General features: G+C 63.4%; 16 protein-coding genes, 1 tRNA gene and 1 pseudogene. 9 read left to right on the top strand and 9 right to left on the bottom strand.

Translation table 11 applies throughout. The features are described from left to right. Window positions 1–51 precede the first annotated feature (51 nt). The 3 genes from QFZ30_RS14340 (at window position 52) to QFZ30_RS14330 (ending at window position 2,649) form a co-directional block, all read left to right on the top strand. On the top strand, window positions 52–996 hold the full coding sequence (locus tag QFZ30_RS14340; protein WP_307077282.1) for an N-acetyltransferase: 945 nt from the start codon (window positions 52–54) through the stop codon (window positions 994–996). A 20-nt stretch (window positions 997–1,016) separates the two neighbouring features. Continuing rightward, a tRNA-Leu gene (locus QFZ30_RS14335) sits at window positions 1,017–1,090 on the top strand. A 206-nt stretch (window positions 1,091–1,296) separates the two neighbouring features. Continuing rightward, window positions 1,297–2,649, top strand: a complete 1,353-nt coding sequence (locus QFZ30_RS14330) for an ABC transporter substrate-binding protein (RefSeq protein ID WP_307077280.1) — start codon at window positions 1,297–1,299, stop codon at window positions 2,647–2,649. Between the two features lie 165 nt (window positions 2,650–2,814). Here the strand turns inward: QFZ30_RS14330 and QFZ30_RS14325 are convergent, their stop codons facing one another. From QFZ30_RS14325 to QFZ30_RS14310, 4 genes are read right to left on the bottom strand one after another with little or no spacing between them, the layout of a single operon-like run. After that, window positions 2,815–3,585 carry an ABC transporter ATP-binding protein gene (locus QFZ30_RS14325; protein WP_307077278.1) on the bottom strand — a complete coding sequence of 257 codons (771 nt, stop codon included), beginning with the start codon at window positions 3,583–3,585 and terminating at the stop codon, window positions 2,815–2,817. Beyond that, window positions 3,582–4,601 carry an ABC transporter ATP-binding protein gene (locus QFZ30_RS14320; RefSeq protein ID WP_307077276.1) on the bottom strand — a complete coding sequence of 340 codons (1,020 nt, stop codon included), beginning with the start codon at window positions 4,599–4,601 and terminating at the stop codon, window positions 3,582–3,584. The genes QFZ30_RS14325 and QFZ30_RS14320 overlap by 4 nt, the downstream gene beginning before the upstream one ends. Continuing rightward, window positions 4,598–5,566, bottom strand: coding sequence for a branched-chain amino acid ABC transporter permease (locus QFZ30_RS14315; protein WP_307077274.1), 969 nt, complete (start codon window positions 5,564–5,566; stop codon window positions 4,598–4,600). Before QFZ30_RS14315 ends, QFZ30_RS14320 begins: the two co-directional genes overlap by 4 nt. A gap of 9 nt (window positions 5,567–5,575) precedes the next feature. After that, complete coding sequence (locus tag QFZ30_RS14310) at window positions 5,576–6,859, bottom strand: branched-chain amino acid ABC transporter permease (RefSeq protein WP_307080279.1); 1,284 nt, start codon at window positions 6,857–6,859, stop codon at window positions 5,576–5,578. 496 nt (window positions 6,860–7,355) lie between these two features. Between QFZ30_RS14310 and QFZ30_RS14305 the strand changes: the two are divergent. Then, window positions 7,356–8,280 (top strand): annotated as a pseudogene (locus QFZ30_RS14305) (Bax inhibitor-1/YccA family protein). A 98-nt stretch (window positions 8,281–8,378) separates the two neighbouring features. On the opposite strand, the gene galK reads toward QFZ30_RS14305, so the two are convergent. From galK to QFZ30_RS14290, 3 genes are read right to left on the bottom strand one after another with little or no spacing between them, the layout of a single operon-like run. Continuing rightward, complete coding sequence (gene galK / locus QFZ30_RS14300; RefSeq protein ID WP_373462847.1) at window positions 8,379–9,569, bottom strand: galactokinase; 1,191 nt, start codon at window positions 9,567–9,569, stop codon at window positions 8,379–8,381. Then, the gene (gene galT, locus QFZ30_RS14295; protein WP_307077272.1) at window positions 9,566–10,726 is read right to left on the bottom strand and encodes a galactose-1-phosphate uridylyltransferase; all 1,161 of its coding nucleotides are present in this window, start codon (window positions 10,724–10,726) and stop codon (window positions 9,566–9,568) included. Before galT ends, galK begins: the two co-directional genes overlap by 4 nt. Next, the gene (locus tag QFZ30_RS14290; RefSeq protein WP_307077270.1) at window positions 10,723–11,604 is read right to left on the bottom strand and encodes a DeoR/GlpR family DNA-binding transcription regulator; all 882 of its coding nucleotides are present in this window, start codon (window positions 11,602–11,604) and stop codon (window positions 10,723–10,725) included. Before QFZ30_RS14290 ends, galT begins: the two co-directional genes overlap by 4 nt. Before the next feature lie 137 nt (window positions 11,605–11,741). Here QFZ30_RS14290 and QFZ30_RS14285 point away from each other — a divergent pair, with 137 nt between their 5' ends. From QFZ30_RS14285 to QFZ30_RS14270, 4 genes are read left to right on the top strand one after another with little or no spacing between them, the layout of a single operon-like run. Then, window positions 11,742–12,704 (top strand): aldose 1-epimerase family protein, encoded by a 963-nt coding sequence (locus tag QFZ30_RS14285; protein WP_307077268.1) that lies wholly within the window; start codon window positions 11,742–11,744, stop codon window positions 12,702–12,704. A 40-nt stretch (window positions 12,705–12,744) separates the two neighbouring features. Then, the gene (locus tag QFZ30_RS14280) at window positions 12,745–14,100 is read left to right on the top strand and encodes an AI-2E family transporter (protein WP_307077266.1); all 1,356 of its coding nucleotides are present in this window, start codon (window positions 12,745–12,747) and stop codon (window positions 14,098–14,100) included. A 3-nt stretch (window positions 14,101–14,103) separates the two neighbouring features. After that, on the top strand, window positions 14,104–15,342 hold the full coding sequence (ilvA, locus tag QFZ30_RS14275; protein ID WP_307077264.1) for a threonine ammonia-lyase: 1,239 nt from the start codon (window positions 14,104–14,106) through the stop codon (window positions 15,340–15,342). 9 nt (window positions 15,343–15,351) lie between these two features. Next, on the top strand, window positions 15,352–15,972 hold the full coding sequence (locus tag QFZ30_RS14270) for a rhomboid family intramembrane serine protease (RefSeq protein ID WP_307077262.1): 621 nt from the start codon (window positions 15,352–15,354) through the stop codon (window positions 15,970–15,972). 78 nt (window positions 15,973–16,050) lie between these two features. Here QFZ30_RS14270 and greA read toward each other — a convergent pair whose 3' ends face one another. Next, window positions 16,051–16,545: a transcription elongation factor GreA gene (greA, locus tag QFZ30_RS14265; RefSeq protein ID WP_307077260.1), complete on the bottom strand. Its 495-nt coding sequence runs from the start codon at window positions 16,543–16,545 to the stop codon at window positions 16,051–16,053. Window positions 16,546–16,696: 151 nt separating this feature from the next. Next, window positions 16,697–17,155, bottom strand: a complete 459-nt coding sequence (locus tag QFZ30_RS14260) for a DUF4307 domain-containing protein (RefSeq protein ID WP_307077258.1) — start codon at window positions 17,153–17,155, stop codon at window positions 16,697–16,699. Window positions 17,156–17,293: 138 nt separating this feature from the next. On the opposite strand from QFZ30_RS14260, the gene mca reads away from it, so the two are divergent. Next, window positions 17,294–18,199, top strand: a complete 906-nt coding sequence (mca, locus tag QFZ30_RS14255; protein ID WP_307077256.1) for a mycothiol conjugate amidase Mca — start codon at window positions 17,294–17,296, stop codon at window positions 18,197–18,199. The last annotated feature ends 43 nt before the right edge of the window (window positions 18,200–18,242 follow it).

The following is an 18,242-nucleotide window of genomic DNA, read 5'->3' as shown; positions in this document are numbered from 1 at the left end:
GGCGGTGCGCCGCGCTCCTTCGCGGGCGCCCGCCGCTTCTAGACTGGCACCATGACTGGTGAAAAGAACCTCCAGACCCTGCTGGCCTCGGTCCACCCGGAATTGCGGGAAGGGGAGTACGTCTACGTCCTCTGGCCCCACGGCAGGCCGCTCGCACCGGGTATCGAGGCGGCAGTGCGCGAGGCCGAGGGGCTCACGGTGGTGCTGCCCCGTGCGGAAGCAGACAGCCTGGGCCTTTCATACGACTTCGTGGCTGCGTGGATCACACTTCAGGTCCATTCCGAGCTGGAGGCCATCGGCTTGACCGCTGCCGTGGGCAAGGCCCTGACCGATGCCAGGATCAGCTGCAATGTGCTGGCAGGTTTCCATCACGAGCACCTTCTGGTGCCGGTCGCGGACACCGCCCGTGCGCTCGAGGCCTTGGCAGAACTGTCCGCGGAAAGCAGCCGGCAGCCGCGGCCTGAATTGTTGCTGCGCAATGAGTCCGTGGCGGACCGGGAACAGATCCTGGCCCTGACCGCGGAGGCCTTCGCCATCTCGCCGGCCACCGGCCTACCTGCAGACGGGGAACCCGTGGAAGTCGAGCTGCTCCGGCAGCTCTTCGAGTGCGAGGAATACCTGCCGGAGTTCAGTGTTGTGGCGGTTCTGGACGGGGAGGTGGTGGGCCACGTTATCAGTACGCGGGGCTGGGTGGACGACCATAAGCTGCTGGGGCTCGGGCCCATCGGCGTGACTCCCAGGCTCCAGCGGCACGGCATTGGTACGGCCCTGATGAACGAAACCGTTTCGCGGGCCAACGCCGCGGGCGAGAGCGGCATCGCGCTGCTTGGCAGCACTGACTACTATCCCCGCTTCGGTTTCGTCCCGGCTACATCCCTGGGAGTGCTCCCGCCGGAGCGAACATGGGGTGACCTCTTCCAACTGTTGCCGCTGGCGGTGTGGCCCGGGGGAGTTCACGGGACATTCCGGTATGCCGCGCCCTTCGACAGGATATGACGGGATACCATTGACCGGGCGCCCCAGTAGCCCAATTGGCAGAGGCAGCGGACTTAAAATCCGCGTGTTGCGAGTTCGAGTCTCGCCTGGGGCACAAATTCCCCTTGGCGCCTTAGGTCTGCGGCACCCTCCGCGAGGGACATCTTGTCACTTAATTTCGGATATGCAACGACTGTTATAAGGATGTGACCTCAGTCACTTATGTTCGCACCGGATATGCAATAGCTTGAAGTTATATCAGGAACACCTGATGATCCGCGTCAAAGGCCGTTTCGCACCTTTCGATCCAGGAGATTGTCAATGATTACACTCCCCCCTGCGGCGCCCCGCGTTGCTAAGCTCACAGCGCTTAGCGTCGGCGTCGCCCTTCTGGCTACAGCATGTGGTGGCACCTCCACCCCTAGCTCCACGGAAACCGGCACCACCCCGGCGGCATCCGGAATTTCCTGCCCGGCTCCCGGCCCGTCCGGCGGAAGCACAACTAAGCCGGGCGCCGGCGGCCCTGTTCCGGCCTCGACCACCACTACACCTACACCGCTCAAGCTTGGATCGCTCCTGCCGACGACAGGTTCGCTGGCGTTCCTTGGCCCGCCCGAAATCGCCGGTGTCGACCTTGGCATCAAGGAAGTCAATGACGCAGGCGGCGTACTTGGCAAGCCCGTTGAGGTGATCCACCGCGACTCCGGTGACACCAAGACCGATATCGCCACCCAGTCCACCACAGCGTTGCTCGGCTCGGGCGTCAGTGCGATTATCGGCGCCGCATCATCCGGCGTGTCGAAGACTGTCATCAACCAGATCACCGGTGCAGGCGTTATCCAGTTCTCGCCCGCAAACACGTCCCCGGACTTCACCGCCTGGGATGACAAGGGACTCTACTGGCGCACCGCGCCCTCAGACGTTCTGCAGGGCAAGGTCCTGGGCAACTACATGGCAACCTGTGGTGCGCAGACAGTGGGCATGATCGTCCTCAATGATGCCTACGGCACCGGCCTGGCGAAGAACGTCAAGTCCGCTTTCGAGGCAGCAGGCGGCAAAATTGTCGCCGAGGAGCTGTTCAATGAGGGTGACTCCCAGTTCAGCAGCCAGGTGGATAAGATCATTGCAGCCAAGCCCGACGCCATTGCCCTGATCACTTTCGATCAAGCCAAGAGCATTGTGCCGCTCATGACTGGCAAGGGTGTCAAGGCAACCCAGATGTTCCTGGTTGACGGCAACACGTCAGACTACAGCAAGGACTTCCAGCCGGGCACGCTGAAGGGCGCCCAGGGCACCATCCCGGGCACGTTCGCCAAGGAGGACTTTAAGAAGAAGATGCTGGCCATTGATCCGGCCCTGAAGGACTTCAGCTACGCAGGCGAGTCCTACGATGCCGTCAACCTGATTGCATTGGCTGCTGAGGCCGCCCAGAGCACTAAGGGCACCGACATCGCGAAGCAGCTCAAGGCGGTTTCCGAAGCCGGCGAAAAGTGCACCGACTACGCATCGTGCGTCACGCTGCTCCGCAATGGCAAGGATATCGATTACGACGGACAGTCCGGTCCGGTGACCTTCTCCGATGCCGGCGACCCGACGGAAGCCTACATTGGCATCTACGAGTACCAGGACGACAACAACTACAAGCCGTCCAAGGAAGAATTCGGCAAGCTGTAAGCCGCTTCCACAGACCACAGAAGCCCCCGTTCAAACCCGGACGGGGGCTTCTGTGCGTTCGGGCGACGCCGGGACGTGGGGCGGCACGCAAAGGGGGCCGCCACCGGCTGGTGACGGCCCCCTTTGCGTGTTCCGGGACGGGCTCCGGAGGCGGGAACTCCCGGTCTAGGTTTCGTCGGCCAGGGTTCCCAGGTAGAGCTGGATGACCTTCGGATCCTTCATGAGTTCCCGGCCGGTGCCCGTGTATGCGTCCTTGCCCTGGTCCAGCACGTAAGCACGGTCGCAGATCTGCAGGCAGCGGCGCGCGTTCTGCTCCACCATAATGACCGATACGCCTGCCCGGTTGATCTCGTGGACCCGCAGGAATGTCTCATCCTGCTTGACGGGGGAGAGGCCTGCCGATGGCTCATCGAGCAGCAGCACTGCCGGCTCCATCATCAGGGCACGTCCCATGGCAACCATTTGGCGTTCGCCACCGGAGAGCGAGCCCGCCCGCTGGGCACGGCGCTTGCCGAGCTCAGGGAAGAGGCTAGTGACGAAGTCAAACCGTTCGGCGAAGTCCTTGGGCCGCTGGAACATGCCCATCTGCATGTTTTCCTCGATGGTGAGGGTGGAAAACACGTTGTTGTTCTGCGGGACGAAACCCACACCCTTGGAGACGAGCTTGTTGGCCTTTAGTCCGGTGATGTCCTGGCCGCGTACCACAACGGTACCGGAATGGACTTTCACCAGACCGAACATCGCTTTGAGCAGTGTGGACTTGCCCGCGCCGTTGGGGCCGATGATGCCGATCAGTTCGCCCTTGCGGGCTTCGATGCTGCAGCCGTTGAGGATGTTCACGCCAGGAAGATACCCGGCTACAAGGTCGGACACCATTACGACGGAGTCGTGCGCTGCTGCGCTGCTTGCCGCGGGCGCCGCGCTGGTGGCGCTCATTCGCTGTCCTTCTTCCCGGATGCGGGCTCGTCGGACTCTGCTGCGACGGTGTCGAGGGCGATGATGCCGGCGTTTTCGGTGCCGACGATGGACTCCTCGTCGGCTACGAGTTCGGCTGCAAGTTCCTTGATTCCCTCGGCGTCGCCCAAATCGACATCGTGGTGCGCGCCTAGGTAGGCATCGATCACCGCGGGGTTCTTCATGACTTCACCCGGCGGGCCTTCGGCAACAATCTTGCCTTCGGCCATCACCACCACCCAGTCGGCAATGTGGCGGACCATATTCATGTCGTGTTCAACGAACAACACGGTCATGCCTTCTGCTTTGAGGTTCTTGATGTGGTCCAGGAGTGATTGCGTGAGTGCTGGATTGACACCCGCCATGGGCTCATCGAGCATCACCAGCTTGGGCCGGACCATCAGGGAACGCGCCATTTCCAACAGCTTGCGTTGTCCGCCGGACAAGGACGCCGCATAGTCGTCCTTCTTGGCGTCGAGCTTGAACTTCTCCAGCAGGACGCCTGCCTGAGCGGTTATCTCTTTTTCCCGGCCGCCCCACATGCCCTTGAACAGCGCCTTGGACAGCCGCTCACCGGGCTGCTCCGAACCGCCAAGACGCATGTTTTCCATGACCGTGAGCTTGCCCATGACCTTGGTGAGCTGGAACGTGCGCACCATGCCCATCCTTGCTACTTTGTACGGTGAGATGCCAGCCAGGCTGTTGCCTTCGAACTGCCATTTGCCGGAGTTCGGAGTATCGAACCCGGTGAGAAGGTTGAAGAGTGTGGTCTTGCCAGCACCATTGGGGCCGATCAGCGCCGTGATCTTGTGGCGCGGAATCTCAAGGTATTCGACGTCCACCGCGTTGATGCCGCCGAAGCTCCTTGTGACGTTCTCCGCCACCACGATTGGGTCCCGTTTTTTGCAGCCCGGAGCAGTCTCCCCAGCGGCGATGGGACGGTCGTCCGTCATGTAATCGACGTTTTTCTCTGCAGAACTTTCGCTGTGATTGCTCATGCGAACGCCAACTCCTTTTTGTTGCCAAAGACGCCCTGAGGCCTGAAAATCATCAGCAGCATCAGGGCGATGCCTACCAGAATGTAACGCAGTTGCCCGGCCTGGACCGTATTCAGCCAGGTGACGGCCCCGGATTCAATCAGTCCGTACAGGATGCCTTGAGTGAGGGAAAGAACCACCCAAAAAATCATTGCACCCACTACAGGACCGAGCACTGTACCAAGACCACCGAGCAGCAGGCAGGTGTACAGGAAGAACGTCAGTTCCGTGCCGTAGTTGGCGGGCTGGACCGCGCCGCGGGGCAGCGTGAAGACCATGCCCGCGAGAGCGCCGAGCACGCCGCCGATCACGAGGGCCTGCATCTTATACGCGTACACGTTCTTCCCGAGGGAGCGGACGGCGTTCTCGTCTTCGCGGATGCCCTTCAGGACACGGCCCCAGGGGCTGCGCATCAGGAGCCACACGAGGATGCAGCAGACGATGACAAGTCCCCAACCGACAACGCGGATGAAGAGATCCCTATTGTTCATGCCGAAGTAGGATCCCTCCGGGAAAGGGTTCATCGAATAGAACCCGCCCTCGAACGCGGCCAGTCCATTGGCGGAGCCCGTCACGGATGTGAGCTGGTTGGTCGTGACAATGTACCGGACGATTTCCGCAGCGGCGATGGTGACGATTGCCAGGTAGTCAGCCCGGAGCCGGAGGGTTGGGATACCCAGCAATAAGGCGAAAATGGCCGAACAGATGATGGCGATGAGAAGTCCGACAAAAAACGGAACGCCGAACGTGAGGGTGGAGATGGCGAAGCCGTAGGCTCCCACCGCCATAAAGCCGGCCTGGCCGAAGTTCAGCAGGCCCGAGTAACCGAAGTGGACGGCAAGTCCGAGAGCAGCAAGCGCGTAGGCCGCCGTCGTCGGGCTGAACAGTTCACCGGCAGCACTTGAAAAAATGAATCCTAAGTCCATGGCTGTCTCCTAACCCACGCGCTCGCGACGGCCCAGGATGCCTTGGGGCCGGAACAAGAGGACAACAATCATGATGAACAGTGCTCCCACATACTTGAGGTCGGCCGCGAGGCCGAAAACGGTGGTCAGCTCCACAAAGATGCCGACGATGATTGATCCGATCAGGGCACCGAAGACCGTGCCCAGGCCGCCGAGCGTCACGCCGGCGAAGATGAGCAGCAGGATCTGGGATCCCATATCGAAGGTGACGCCGGGGCGGTAGTACGCCCACAGAATGCCGCCGAGGGAGGCCAGCATGCCGCCAGCCACCCAGACAATGCGGATGACATTGTCTACGTCGATGCCGGAGGCAGCGGCGAGGGCCGGGTTGTCGGCCACAGCGCGGGTGGCCTTGCCCAGCCTGGTCTTCAGCAGAATGATTCCAAGCAACGCCATCACGACCGCACTGATGATGAGGGACCAGAGGTTATTGGGCGAGATGGAGACGGGGCCGAGCTGGATTTCGGTGCTCTGTGCATAGGGCAGCTGCTGCGTGGCGCCGCCGAAGTAGAACTGGATGACGTAGCGGACGGCGAGGGCGAGGCCGATGCTGACGATCATCATAGGAACCAGGCCCGTCCCGCGCCTGCGCAGCGGCTTCCAGAGGCCGGCGTCCTGGACGTAGCCGAACAGTCCACCGCCGAGCAGGGAAAGGATGATCGCCAGCCAGAAGGGAAGGCCGACCGCGTTGAACGTGAAGACGAGCACTGCACCCAGGGTGACCATTTCACCGTGCGCAAAGTTGGTCAGTCCCGTGGTTCCAAAGATCAGGGACAGCCCGACGGAGGCGAGTGCCAAGAGGAGCCCAAAGCTGAGTCCCGCTACAAGCCTGTTGAGCAGGTTCTGGCCGAAGTCCTGCTGCTGGACGACGATACCCTTGCCAAAGGCGAAGATCACCGACAGGTTGGAGGTCTGGCTGAACGTGACACTGCGGGGATTTTCCTGACCGTCCGCGAGCTTTATGCCCTCCGGCAGGGTTGATTCGTCCAGTTCGATTTCGTAGGTGCCCTGGACCGGGACTCCAATGGACCAGGCTCCGTTGGCACCGGATTTTGCGGTTCCTTCGAAGTCTCCGCTTTTGGCGGTGATGGTCACATCTGCGATAGGTGCGCGGGCATCATCCCGGAGGAAGCCGCTGATGTTGTTCTGGAAGGTCTGGTTCGACGGGGATGGCGTCGGAGACGGGGAAGTGGCCTGGGACGCCGGAGCGGCAACGAGCAGGATTGCCAGAACGGAGGCGGAGACTGCCCCCATCATTTTCAGCAATCCGCCGAGCCGTCTGTGCGGCAGGCCTTTGGATGTACTTCTCAAATTGAAAAACCTCCACTTGGGGGGTGGTCTGGGCTGCGCCTTTGCAACCACTGCGAACAACACGGGGCGGATGGTGGTGCGCACTCGGTTCGCCGAACCATTAATTCTGTGAGATCCGTCACCGTGTGTGGCCTATGTTACCGCTCGTCAGGGGCATTATTTGCCGCCAAATCAAGCGTTCCGGTAGCGATCAGATAACAACTGTGAAGCAGGCATGGCAGGCCAGATTAGAAAAACTAAAGAAACTTTTGTTGATCCCCGGTATTTCTTAACAGTCAGCCCGCTGGCACAGGCGAATGTCACCGGGCGCTCCCCGGCATGAAGTCACAGTTGGGTTGCGGCCCGCGTGCGTGGGAACTATCAGAGGCGCCAGCACGTGGAAATTGGTAACGTAAACCTTAAGTTCAGTATCCACCCCTTTATATGGAGGACACCCGCAATGGCACTTGGCGGAAACCCGATCTTCAACGGAAAGAATTTCCGTGGGAGCCACCCAGGCACCGCCTGTCCCGCAGGCTCCCTACGGTCAGGCTGGTTACGGCCAGCAGCCCTACGGCCAGTACGGCCAGCAGGTACCCGGCCGGGCTCCCGGCCCCGTCATTGATCCGCAGGGCGGCTGGGGATCCCAGCCGCAGAACATGACCAATGAGCAGCTGCAGCAGATGTACAACCAGCCGGCCGCCGGTCCTGCCGACACCGGCCGCATGACGTATGACGACGTCATCGTCAAGACCGCTGCCTGCCTCGGCGTCCTGTTGGCTGGCGCCGCTGTGACGTTGTTCGTCAGCATGGGACTTGCGAGCATGCTGATGATCGTCGGCGCACTGGGCGGCTTCGTCCTGGCATTGGTGAACACCTTCAAGAAGCAGCCATCGCCCGCACTGATCCTGGCCTACGCGGGCCTTGAAGGCCTCTTCCTCGGCGGCCTCACCCGCATCCTTGACGGTATGTTCCCGGGGGTCGGCCTGCAGGCTGTCATCGGAACCCTTTCCGTCTTTACGGTGACGCTCGTGCTGTTCAAGAGCGGTAAGGTCCGCGCCACGCCCAAGGCCATGAAGTTCTTCATGATCGCCATGATCGGTTACGCACTCTTCTCGGTCGTAAACCTCGTCCTGATGATGACGGGTCTCCAGACCGACATGTTCGGACTGCGCAGCGGATGGGTAGGCGTCGCTATCGGCATCCTGGCCATCGGCCTGGCCGCCTTCTCCCTGATCATGGACTTCACCAGCATCGAAGCCGGTGTTCAGAGTGGTGCTCCCCAGCGGTTCTCGTGGACGGCAGCGTTCGGCCTGACAGTCACCCTGGTCTGGCTGTACGTGGAGATCATCCGCCTGCTGGCCATCCTGCGCGGCGACGAATAGCACCCAAGGGCGTGTGACGCCGTCGTACTTTCCACAGGAGAGGGCCCCACCTGCAATTCAAGCAGATGGGGCCCTCTCCTGTTGTGCGCCTGCGGGCCCTAGGAGATGCGCATGGCCCCGGCTGCCGGCGTCACCGTGAAGATGTCCGGAGCGGTGAACCCGGCTTCCGAGAAAGCGCGTTCGACGGCGGTGCGCACCTGCTGCTCTGCCCCCAACGGAGTCAGGGCTATTGCCGCCCCGCCAAAGCCGCCTCCGGTCATCCGGGCACCGATGGCGCCGTTTGCCCGGGCGGTGTCCACTGCGAGGTCAAGCTCAGGGCTGGAGATCTCGAAGTCGTCGCGCATTGACACATGGCTGGCGTCCAGGAGCGCGCCGATGGAGCCCGGGCCTTCGGCCGCGAGCAGCTCCACGGTCTGGAGCACCCTGTCGTTTTCGGTGACCACGTGGCGCACGCGCCGGAAGGTCACCTCATCCAGGAGGCCGCTGGCTTCTTCAAGCTCGCCCACCTTGACGTCGCGGAGCGCCTTGACGCCAAGAACCTCAGCGCCGAGTTCGCAGGCGGCACGGCGCGACGCATAGCCGCCGTCGGCGTGGGAGTGGGAGACCTTGGTGTCGATCACCAGCATCACCAGACCTGCGGGTTCCGCCTCAAAAGGAACCAGGCGCACGCTCTGGTCCCGGCAGTCCAGGAATACAGCGTGGCCCTTTGAACCGCGCAGCGATGCGGACTGGTCCATGATGCCTGTCGGGGCGCCCACGAAGTCGTTTTCTGCCTGCTGCGTGGCCAGGACCATCTCTTCGGGACCCAGGCCCGCGCCCGTCAACTCATTCAATGCCGAGATGACCGCGCACTCGATGGCGTGCGATGAGGACAGCCCGGCACCAAGCGGCACATTGGAATCAAGAAGCAGGTCCAGTCCCGGTACGGTGATTCCGCGCTGCTGCAAGGCCCAGATGACACCCAGCGGATACTTGGTCCAGCCCTTGGCGGCCGCGGCATCCAGGTTTCCAAGGTCCGTGGTGAACACCCCCTGGTCGCCGTAGGTGGACAGGAGTCGGACGGAGGAGTCCGCGCGGACTCCAACGGCAACCCGTGCTGTCTTGTCGATGGCGAACGGGAGCACAAAGCCCTCGTTGTAGTCCGTGTGCTCACCAATCAGATTGACGCGCCCCGGTGCCTGCCAGACGCCGTCGGGGAGCCTGCCGAATTCATTTTCGAAGCGGCCAGCCAGCTCCGCTGTGGTAGGCGGGACTGCCGGGGTGGTCAGGGGGCGGGGTGCGGCACTCACGCGCGTGCTCCTTCGGATACGGCGGCCAAGGCGGCGGCGGGGGAGGGGGTGGAATCCGGGACGATGACGGAGCGGAGGCGTTCCGCCACGCTTTCCGGAGTCGTGTCGTTGATGAAGGCGCCCATTGCCGCCTCGGAGCCAGCAAGGAACTTGAGTTTGTCCGCAGCGCGGCGCGGTGATGTCAGCTGGAGGTGCAGGTAGCTGGCGGGCCGCAGGAGATCGTCAAGCGGGGCCTGGTGCCATGCCGAAATGTACGGCGTTGGCGTGGGGTAGAGGGCATCAAGCCGTTTGAGCAGGTCCAGGTAAACGTGGGCAAGTTCGTCCTTTTCCTCGCCGCTCAGGGCCGCCAGGTCGGGGACCTGGCGGTGCGGGACCAGATGGATTTCCAATGGCCAGCGAGCAGCGAAGGGTACGTAGGCGCTGAAGTTTTCACCTTCCATCACCATCCTGCTGCCGTCTTCACGTTCGGCGCGCAGCAGCGAACCCGTGAGCGTCTGACGTCCGTCTGACTCATCATAGAATTTGCGGGCAGCGGCGCCCAGGACCCCGGCGCGGGGCGTGACGAAAGGATAGGCGTAGATCTGTCCGTGGGGATGGTGGAGGGTAACCCCGATGTCGGCTCCCCGGTTCTCGAACGGGAAGACCTGCTTGATGCCCGGCAGCGCACTCAGGGTTTCAGTGCGGTGCGCCCAGGCTTCCACCACGGTCCGTGCGCGGGCCTCGCCCAGGCCGCTGAATGAACCCGTGTGCTCGGGGGTGAAGGCCACCACTTCGCAACGGCCATAGGCGGGGCCGCTGGTGCCCCAGGCAGGATCTTCCGGTACCGGGCCCAGGGCAGGGCCGAGCGACGGGAAGCGGTTTTCAAATACCACGACGTCGTAGTCGGGCGCGGGAATTTCCGAGGGGTTGCTGTCGGTCGTCGGGCAGATGGGGCACTGGTCCGCGGGCGGCAGGTGGGTGCGGGTCTGCCGGTGCGCGGCCACCGCCACCCACTCGCCGGTGAGCGCGTCGAACCTGACTTCCCCTGGCTCCCCGCGTTCCGGAAGGTCGCGGTGGTCCGTGGTGGTTTCGGCGGTGCGCGGCTTGGGCGTGGCGGCATCGTCGAAATAGATCAGCTCCCGGCCGTCGGCAAGCTTGGTGCTGGTGATACCTGTCATGGCTGGTGTCCTTTGGGTGCTGGTACCGGGGGCTGCTGGGCCCCCGGCGTGGTGGCGTGTTCCATTGGCCGGTCCCGGTCAGCCGGGTGCCCGGCGATCCGGACATCGGCGACTATCTTACGCAGGGCGGCCAATTGGCCTCCTGGGACCTCCGCGATGCGGACGTCGGTTATCAAAGTGTCGACGGCGGACACGGGGGCGATGCAGGCAAGGCCGACCAGCCCGTATTTGGTAGCGTCCGCGAGGACGATGAGTTTCCTGGAAGCGTCGATCATGGCTGCGTTGAGCTCGGCTTCGAGCAGGTTGGGTGAGGTGATCCCCGCCTGGAGCTCCATGCCGTGGACGCCCATAAAGCACAGGTCGGCGTTCACCATCCTCACAGCCTGAGCGGCCAAGGGGCCGACCAAGGCCTCGGACGGAGTGCGTTCCCCGCCGAGGACCAGGGTCCGGATGGCTCCGCCGCCGTCGGACCCGACGCCAGCTGCCAGGGCGTTGGCCACCATGATCGAGTTGGTGGCCACAGTAAGATCAAGGTCCCTTGGCAGGATCCTGGCAAGCTCAAAGGTGGTGGTGCCGCCCGAAATGAGCAGGGTCATGCCGGGTTGGATGAGCCGCACGGCCTCCGCCGCTATGGCTGCTTTGGCGGCGAGCTCCCGCGTTGACTTGCTGGCAAAGGCAGGCTCCAGGGCGCTGAAGCCGTCGGTGCGGGCAGCCCCTCCGTGGACCCGGAGCAGCAGGCCGCCTGCGTCCAAGGCATCGATGTCCCGGCGCACTGTCATCTCGGAAACACCCAGGTCCTCGGCGAGGGCAGCAACCCGCACTGTTCCCGCCGATTGGAGCTCCTGGAGGATCAGTTGCTGCCGTTGCGCTGCCAGCATGGATTGCTCCTTTTGATCCGGGTGCCACGTGTACTCCCAATTGTGGCATATTTCTCCCAAAAAGGAATGGTTTCAAACAAAAGGTAACAATTCCTCGGTGATGCTGGACACTCCTGCGGCCATGTACGGTAGTGCTCATGACTTCCAGTTCAATTCCGGATCCCAGCTCGTCCGCCGACGGATTCGGGGCCTGTGCAACGGGGCGCCAGTACGAAATCCGACGCGGAAACGCACGCGCCGTGGTCACCGAGCTTGCGGCGGGGCTGCGTCTCTACAGCCGGTCCGACGTGCTGCTCACCGAGACTTACGGAGACGCCGAGATCCCGCCCGGGGGCGCAGGCATCACGCTGGCACCCTGGGCGAACAGGGTGGAGGACGGGGTCTGGTACCTGGACGGGAAGAAACAACAGTTGGACATCACGGAGGTCTCAAAGAACAACGCGAGCCATGGACTACTGCGCAACGCCTCCTATGCCTTGGTTGACGAGTCCCCGTACTCGGTGGCCCTTGAGGCTACCGTTTTCCCGCAGCACGGTTACCCGTTCCTGTTGCGGCACCGCGTGCAGTACCTCTTGGCGGAGGACCTGGGCCTGGTGGTAAGGCAGACGCTGATCAATGACTCCAGGACGCCGGCTCCCTTTGTTATTGGGGCCCATCCCTACCTGCGGCTGGGGGACGTTGACGTGGACGAACTTGTTCTGACCGTTGCGGCTGACACCCGACTGGTGGCGGATGAGCGGCTGATCCCGCGCAGTTCGGAGCCCGTCGGTGGCGAGACCGACCTTCGCTCGGGCCGGAAGGTAGGGGGCCTCGACGTCGATGTCGCCCTGACGGACATAGCGTTCGACGGCGGCGTGGCGCGCCACACACTGCGCGCTCCGGACGGCCGCAGCGTCTCCCTTTGGCAGGACGATGCGTGCAAATATGTCCACGTTTATGTCAACACGAAATTCCCCGGCCGGTCACGGGCGGTGGCGATTGAACCCATGACCGGACCGGCCAACGCCTTCAACTCCGGTGACGGACTCCGGTGGCTGCCGCCCGGGGAATCATTCGCGATCTCCTGGGGGATCGATGCCACGCTTGGCGACGCCGGGTAGCGGTTTCCCATAAGGCCACGGCTGGGGAAGTATTAGGGCTATGACGCCAGCAGAGGACGCCACCCCATCGAACCAAGCCGTTGCCCGACAGGCTGAAACTGCCCTCGCAACCGACACGCCCCCGCCGCGGCGGGTACTGGCGGACCGGGAACTTGACCGGGACATCCCTTACGGCGTCCGCATCGCGGCTTCATGGGCGTGGAGGTTGGGACTGATCCTGCTGGTGGGCGGCGCACTGGTATGGCTGCTCAGCCGGATCAGCTTCCTGATCATCCCCGTCATGGTGGCTGCGCTGCTTGCCGGGCTGCTGAGTCCCGTGGTGGGCTGGCTGAGAAGACGCCGGCTCCCCAATGGGGCGGCCGTGGCGGTCACCGTGCTGGGCTTCATCGGCCTCATCGCGGGCTCCCTTGCACTGGTGGGCCGACAGCTCGTGACCGGCTTTGGCGAACTGTGGTCCGAAGCCCTGGCGGGCGTCAAAAAGGTCCAGGACTGGCTGGCAGAGGGCCCGCTTCACCTGACGGCGGACCAGATGGACCAGTACCTCAAGGAAGCCACGGCGGCCCTGCAGAGCAACAGCAGCAGCATCCTCAGCGGCGCACTGTCCTTCGGCAACACCGCCGGACACTTCGCTGCGGGCCTTGTGCTGGCGCTTTTCATCCTCATTTTCTTCCTGCTCGAAGGTGACCGGATCTGGGCCTTCCTGGTCCGGCTGCTCCCGAAGAAAGCACGTCCCGCAGCGTTCGGCGCCGGACGCCGGGGGTGGACCTCCATGGTGATGTATGCGCGGATCCAGATGTTTGTTGCATTTGTTGACGCAGTGGGCGTCGGCGTCGGAGCAGCCATCATTGGAGTGCCCCTGGCGCTGCCACTGAGCGTTCTCGTGTTTATCGGCTCCTTCATCCCGGTGGTGGGTGCCCTGGTGACCGGGGCCATCGCGGTGCTCCTGGCACTGGTGGCCAACGGAGCGGTCAACGCCCTCATCATGCTGGCCATCGTCCTGCTCGTCCAGCAGCTGGAGAGTCACATCCTGCAGCCCCTGGTGATGGGCAAGGCTGTGGCGCTGCACCCCGTTGCAGTGATCCTTTCCGTGGCGGCAGGTTCATACCTTGCCGGAATCCCCGGAGCGTTGTTCTCCGTACCCATCCTTGCTGTAGCAAACTCGGCGATTCGCTACATCGCGGCCAGAACGTGGGAACATGAACAAGTGCTGGCAACCCCCGGAGGGGCCGTGACACTTGGCGCGGGCCCTGACGACACCTTCAAGGAGGTCCACCTGCCGGGCGTCAGGTTCAGGCGCGGCAAGGATGCCGCAGCCAGCACGGAAGCACACAATCCGGATGCCCAGACCGGACCTTCGGGACCGGGCGCCGGAGCCGAATCCGCCAAAGGAGAATAGTTCGTGAACATCCTTGAAACCCTTCCCGTCACGCTGGACGATGTCCTGGAGGCGCAGAAGCTGCTCGAGGGGATTATTGCGCGGACACCGGTGGAATCGTCGCGGGCCCTGGGGGACATGGTGGGCGGGGATGTCTACTTCAAATGCGAAAACCTGCAGCGGGCCGGATCGTTCAAGGTCCGTGGGGCGTACGTGCGCATGGCCAGGCTTTCACCGGAGGAGAAAAAGCGCGGAGTTGTAGCAGCCTCCGCCGGCAACCATGCCCAAGGTGTGGCCGTGGCGGCCAAGAGCCTTGGCATCAAGGCCCGCATCTACATGCCGCAGGGCGTCGCCCTCCCCAAGCTGGCCGCAACCCGCAGCCACGGTGCGGAGGTGATCCTCCACGGCCACAACGTTGATGAGGCGCTCGCGGAGGCGCAGCGCTACGCCAATGAATCCGGCACGGTTTTTGTCCACCCGTTCGACAACGTGGACGTTGTGGCGGGCCAAGGCACCGTGGGTCTTGAGATTCTCGAACAGATCCCCAACGTGGACACCATCCTGATGGGGGTGGGCGGCGGCGGGCTGCTTGCGGGCGTTGCCGTCGCCGTCAAGGCGCGGGCCAAGGAACTGGGACGGGAAATCCGTATCATCGGCGTCCAGGCCGAGAACGCCGCCGCCTACCCGCCGTCGCTGGCGGCAGATGCCCTGGTTCCGCTGAAGCGAGTATCAACCATGGCGGACGGCATCGCCGTCGGCCGTCCCGGACAGCTGCCGTTCAGCATCATCCGCGAATTGGTGGACGATGTGGTGACCGTCAGTGAGGATTCACTGGCACGCGCCCTGATCTTCCTGCTGGAACGGGCCAAACTGGTGGTGGAACCGGCGGGGGCCGTGGGGGTCGCGGCCCTGATGGACGGCAAGATCGAGAATCCCGGCACCACGGCGGTGATCCTGTCCGGCGGCAACATCGATCCCATGCTGATGCTCAAGGTCATCCAGCGGGGCCTGTCGGCCGCCGGGCGCTACATGACTGTGCGGATGATGCTCGACGACCGGCCGGGTTCCCTGGCTACGATCGCCCGCATCATCGCGGAGAACGATGCGAACGTGACAGGCCTGGACCACACGCGCGTTGGCGGCTCCATCAGCATGGGAGACGTCTCCATCACGGTGAACCTCGAAACCAAGGGCCACGAACACTGCGAGAAGGTGCTTGGTGCCCTCCGCGCGGAGGGCTTCCAGCCCATCGTGGTGCACTAGGGGGCGGCCATGCTTGACTCGATGGGGGACGGAAGCCCAAGGAGCCGTGCGATCACTGCTTCGCGTGCCAAGGGCGGGCTGGTGGTGGTGGGCGGCTTCGCCCTTGTGCTTCTTGTGATCGAGCTGATCAACATGCTCACCCTGCACGCCCTGAACAGGACATTCGGGCTCCGGCCCCGAAGCCTGGACGGGCTCCTGGACATTTTCACTTTTCCGCTGCTTCATGCCAGCCTGAACCACCTGCTGTCCAATACTTTGCCACTGATCATCTTCGGCTTCCTGGTATTCCTCTCAGGCCTCCGCGTGTTCCTGACAGCGCTGGCATTCAGCTGGCTGGGCTCCGGCCTGACCGTCTGGCTGATCGGTGACGGCGGGATCACCGTGGGGGCGTCCGGGCTCGTGTTCGGCCTGTTCGCCTTCCTTCTGGTGCGCGGCTTCTTCAACCGCAGCTGGTGGCAGATCCTGCTGTCCATTGTGCTGTTCATGGTTTACGGCGGCATCCTGCTGGGCGTGCTGCCCTTTGTTGCCGGATACATTTCCTGGCAGGCACATCTGGGCGGGGCCGTGGGCGGCGTGGTTGCCGCCATGCTGTTGCGCCCACGCGGCTCCGCAGGCCTCCGCCGCTACTGACCTCCAGGGGGACCAGCCGGGAAACGGAAACACCGGCCGCCCTCAGGGGTGGCCGGTGTTTCCGATGCAGCTGGTTTACTAGGCGGCGTAGGGCTTGGCGGAGAGGATCTCCACCGTGATGTCCTTGCCGTTGGGTGCTGTGTAGCTCAGTTTGTCGCCTTCTTTATGGCCCAGGATGGCGGCGCCGAGCGGTGACTTTTCACTGAACACGTCGAGGTCCGAATCGCCGGCAATTTCACGGGATCCCAGCAGGAAGGTTTCCTCATCTCCGGCGATCCTGGCCACAACGATCATGCCGGATCCTACAATCCCGTCATCCGCGGCGGCTTCCCCTACATGGGCGTCGCGCAGCAGCGTCGTCAGTTGGCGGATGCGGGCCTCAATCTTGCCCTGCTCTTCCTTGGCAGCGTGGTAACCGCCGTTTTCCTTGAGGTCGCCCTCCTGGCGGGCTGCTTCAATTTTCTGGACGATCTCTGCCCGGCCGGCGCCGGAAAGGTGGTCCAGCTCTGCCTTCAGGCGGTCAAAAGCTTCCTGGGTAAGCCAGGCTGCAGGCGCGCTGTTGGTGGTAGACACGGACTTCTCCTCTTGGGTCATACAGCAAAAGACCCCGCCACGGTGGCCACTTGTGGAACTCAGTAACCAGCTCAGCGGGGTAAAGGTATTGATCCATTGTAATCAATCCCGTGGATTAAACCCAACAAGGAAGCGGTGCAGATCACAGTTTCTAGGTGCCGGCGGCAGGAACCCAGCAGCTGTCCACCAATCCCGAGACGGAAAGTGACTCCGTCCGAAGGACCACCCGCTGGGAGACCGTGCGTCCGTCGTCGGCCGTCCCGTCCGGCTCTCCGGGCGGGATGTCCACCACTTTCCAGCCAACTATGGCGAACTTGGAGTCCAGCGCCTTAACCGCGCACTTGACGGCGGTGCCCGGTTCCCGGGTCACCTGGAAATCGACTTCTGCCTGGGTGGCGTCTGGAATGCTGTAGCCAATGTCCTTGAATGTCACGCCGGAGGTGGCTGAGGAAGTGGAAACCCAGGCCATGAAGCCTACTGCGGCTGCCAGTGCGGCGATGCCGATGGCGCGTTTCGCCGCTCCGGAGAGCCGACGCTTTTGGCTGCCGTAGCGATTGGCTAGGCTAGTGTCTGCTGGCGGGGAAAGGGCCGGCTGGTCCTGGGAAGTCACCAGTCCAGTTTAGTGCGGATCCAGGCGATGGTTCTCCGGGCCGGGAAGTCCTGCCGCACCCCACACCACTGCCTCCACATGTACACCCGGCCCAGGCAGCCGGAACAGCAGCTACAGAAGAAAAAGGAGCCGTCCCCGATGACAGCGTCCAGCACACCCTCGGCCCCGCTCCGGCTGCTCGCCGTCCACGCCCATCCTGATGACGAGTCCAGCAAAGGCGCGGCCACAATGGCCATGTATGCCGATGCTGGGGTTGAGGTCATGGTTGCTACCTGCACTGACGGGTCCAGGGGCGATATCCAGAACCCTGCGGTGGAGGGGGAGCCGCATCCCAAGCGGGACATGGCGGGCGCCAGGCGTCTCGAGATGGACCGGGCTGCGGCAGTGCTGGGCATCCGGCAGCGCTGGCTTGGATTCGTGGACTCCGGGCTTCCCGAAGGCAACCCTCTCCCGCCTTTGCCCGCGGGTTCTTTCGCCTCCCAGCCGCTCGAGCGCGCTGCGGCACCCTTGGTGCGGCTGGTCCGCGAATTCAAGCCGCAGGTGATCATCAGCTATGACGAAAACGGAGGCTACCCCCACCCGGACCACATCATGGCTCACCGGGTGGCTGTGGAAGCGTTCGCGGCAGCGGGGGACCCGGACCGCTACCCGGGAACCGGCGAGGCCTGGGAACCCAGCAAGCTGTACTACGACAAGGCCTTCAGCCCGGAGCGGTTCCGGGCATTGCATTTCGCCCTCGAAGAGGCCGGACTGCAGTCCCCCTATGCGGAAAGGCTGGCGGCGTGGCTGGAGACCGACGCGGAAGGTCACACCCCGCCCCCGGCGGCCCATCCCACCACCACCCAGATTGACTGCGGGGACTACTTCGAGGCGCGCGATGACGCCCTCCGCGCGCACCGTACCCAGGTGGATCCGCTCGGGTTCTTCTTCGCCGTCTCGTCCGAGATGCAGCGCCGTGCGTGGCCTTGGGAGGACTACTCCCTGATCGAGTCCAGGATCCCGGCCGTACTCCCGGAGAAGGATCTCTTCGCGGGGCTAAGATAGAGACAGCAGGCAATTTCTATGCCGCGTAGAAGATGAGCCGGGT

This window comes from Arthrobacter pascens, from assembly GCF_030815585.1.
Lineage (GTDB): Bacteria > Actinomycetota > Actinomycetes > Actinomycetales > Micrococcaceae > Arthrobacter > Arthrobacter pascens_A.
This window is presented reverse-complemented; position numbering and strand designations above follow the sequence as displayed.

Excerpts from the sequence above, each read along its gene's own strand:
- QFZ30_RS14340 (WP_307077282.1), top strand. The coding sequence starts at position 52 with ATGACTGGTGAAAAGAACCTCCAGACCCTGCTGGCCTCGGTCCACCCG.
- QFZ30_RS14330 (WP_307077280.1), top strand. The coding sequence starts at position 1,297 with ATGATTACACTCCCCCCTGCGGCGCCCCGCGTTGCTAAGCTCACAGCG.
- QFZ30_RS14325 (WP_307077278.1), bottom strand. The coding sequence starts at position 3,585 with ATGAGCGCCACCAGCGCGGCGCCCGCGGCAAGCAGCGCAGCAGCGCAC.
- QFZ30_RS14320 (WP_307077276.1), bottom strand. The coding sequence starts at position 4,601 with ATGAGCAATCACAGCGAAAGTTCTGCAGAGAAAAACGTCGATTACATG.
- QFZ30_RS14315 (WP_307077274.1), bottom strand. The coding sequence starts at position 5,566 with ATGGACTTAGGATTCATTTTTTCAAGTGCTGCCGGTGAACTGTTCAGC.
- QFZ30_RS14310 (WP_307080279.1), bottom strand. The coding sequence starts at position 6,859 with ATGGGGGCAGTCTCCGCCTCCGTTCTGGCAATCCTGCTCGTTGCCGCT.
- galT (WP_307077272.1), bottom strand. The coding sequence starts at position 10,726 with ATGACAGGTATCACCAGCACCAAGCTTGCCGACGGCCGGGAGCTGATC.
- QFZ30_RS14290 (WP_307077270.1), bottom strand. The coding sequence starts at position 11,604 with ATGCTGGCAGCGCAACGGCAGCAACTGATCCTCCAGGAGCTCCAATCG.
- QFZ30_RS14285 (WP_307077268.1), top strand. The coding sequence starts at position 11,742 with ATGACTTCCAGTTCAATTCCGGATCCCAGCTCGTCCGCCGACGGATTC.
- QFZ30_RS14280 (WP_307077266.1), top strand. The coding sequence starts at position 12,745 with ATGACGCCAGCAGAGGACGCCACCCCATCGAACCAAGCCGTTGCCCGA.
- QFZ30_RS14270 (WP_307077262.1), top strand. The coding sequence starts at position 15,352 with ATGCTTGACTCGATGGGGGACGGAAGCCCAAGGAGCCGTGCGATCACT.
- mca (WP_307077256.1), top strand. The coding sequence starts at position 17,294 with ATGACAGCGTCCAGCACACCCTCGGCCCCGCTCCGGCTGCTCGCCGTC.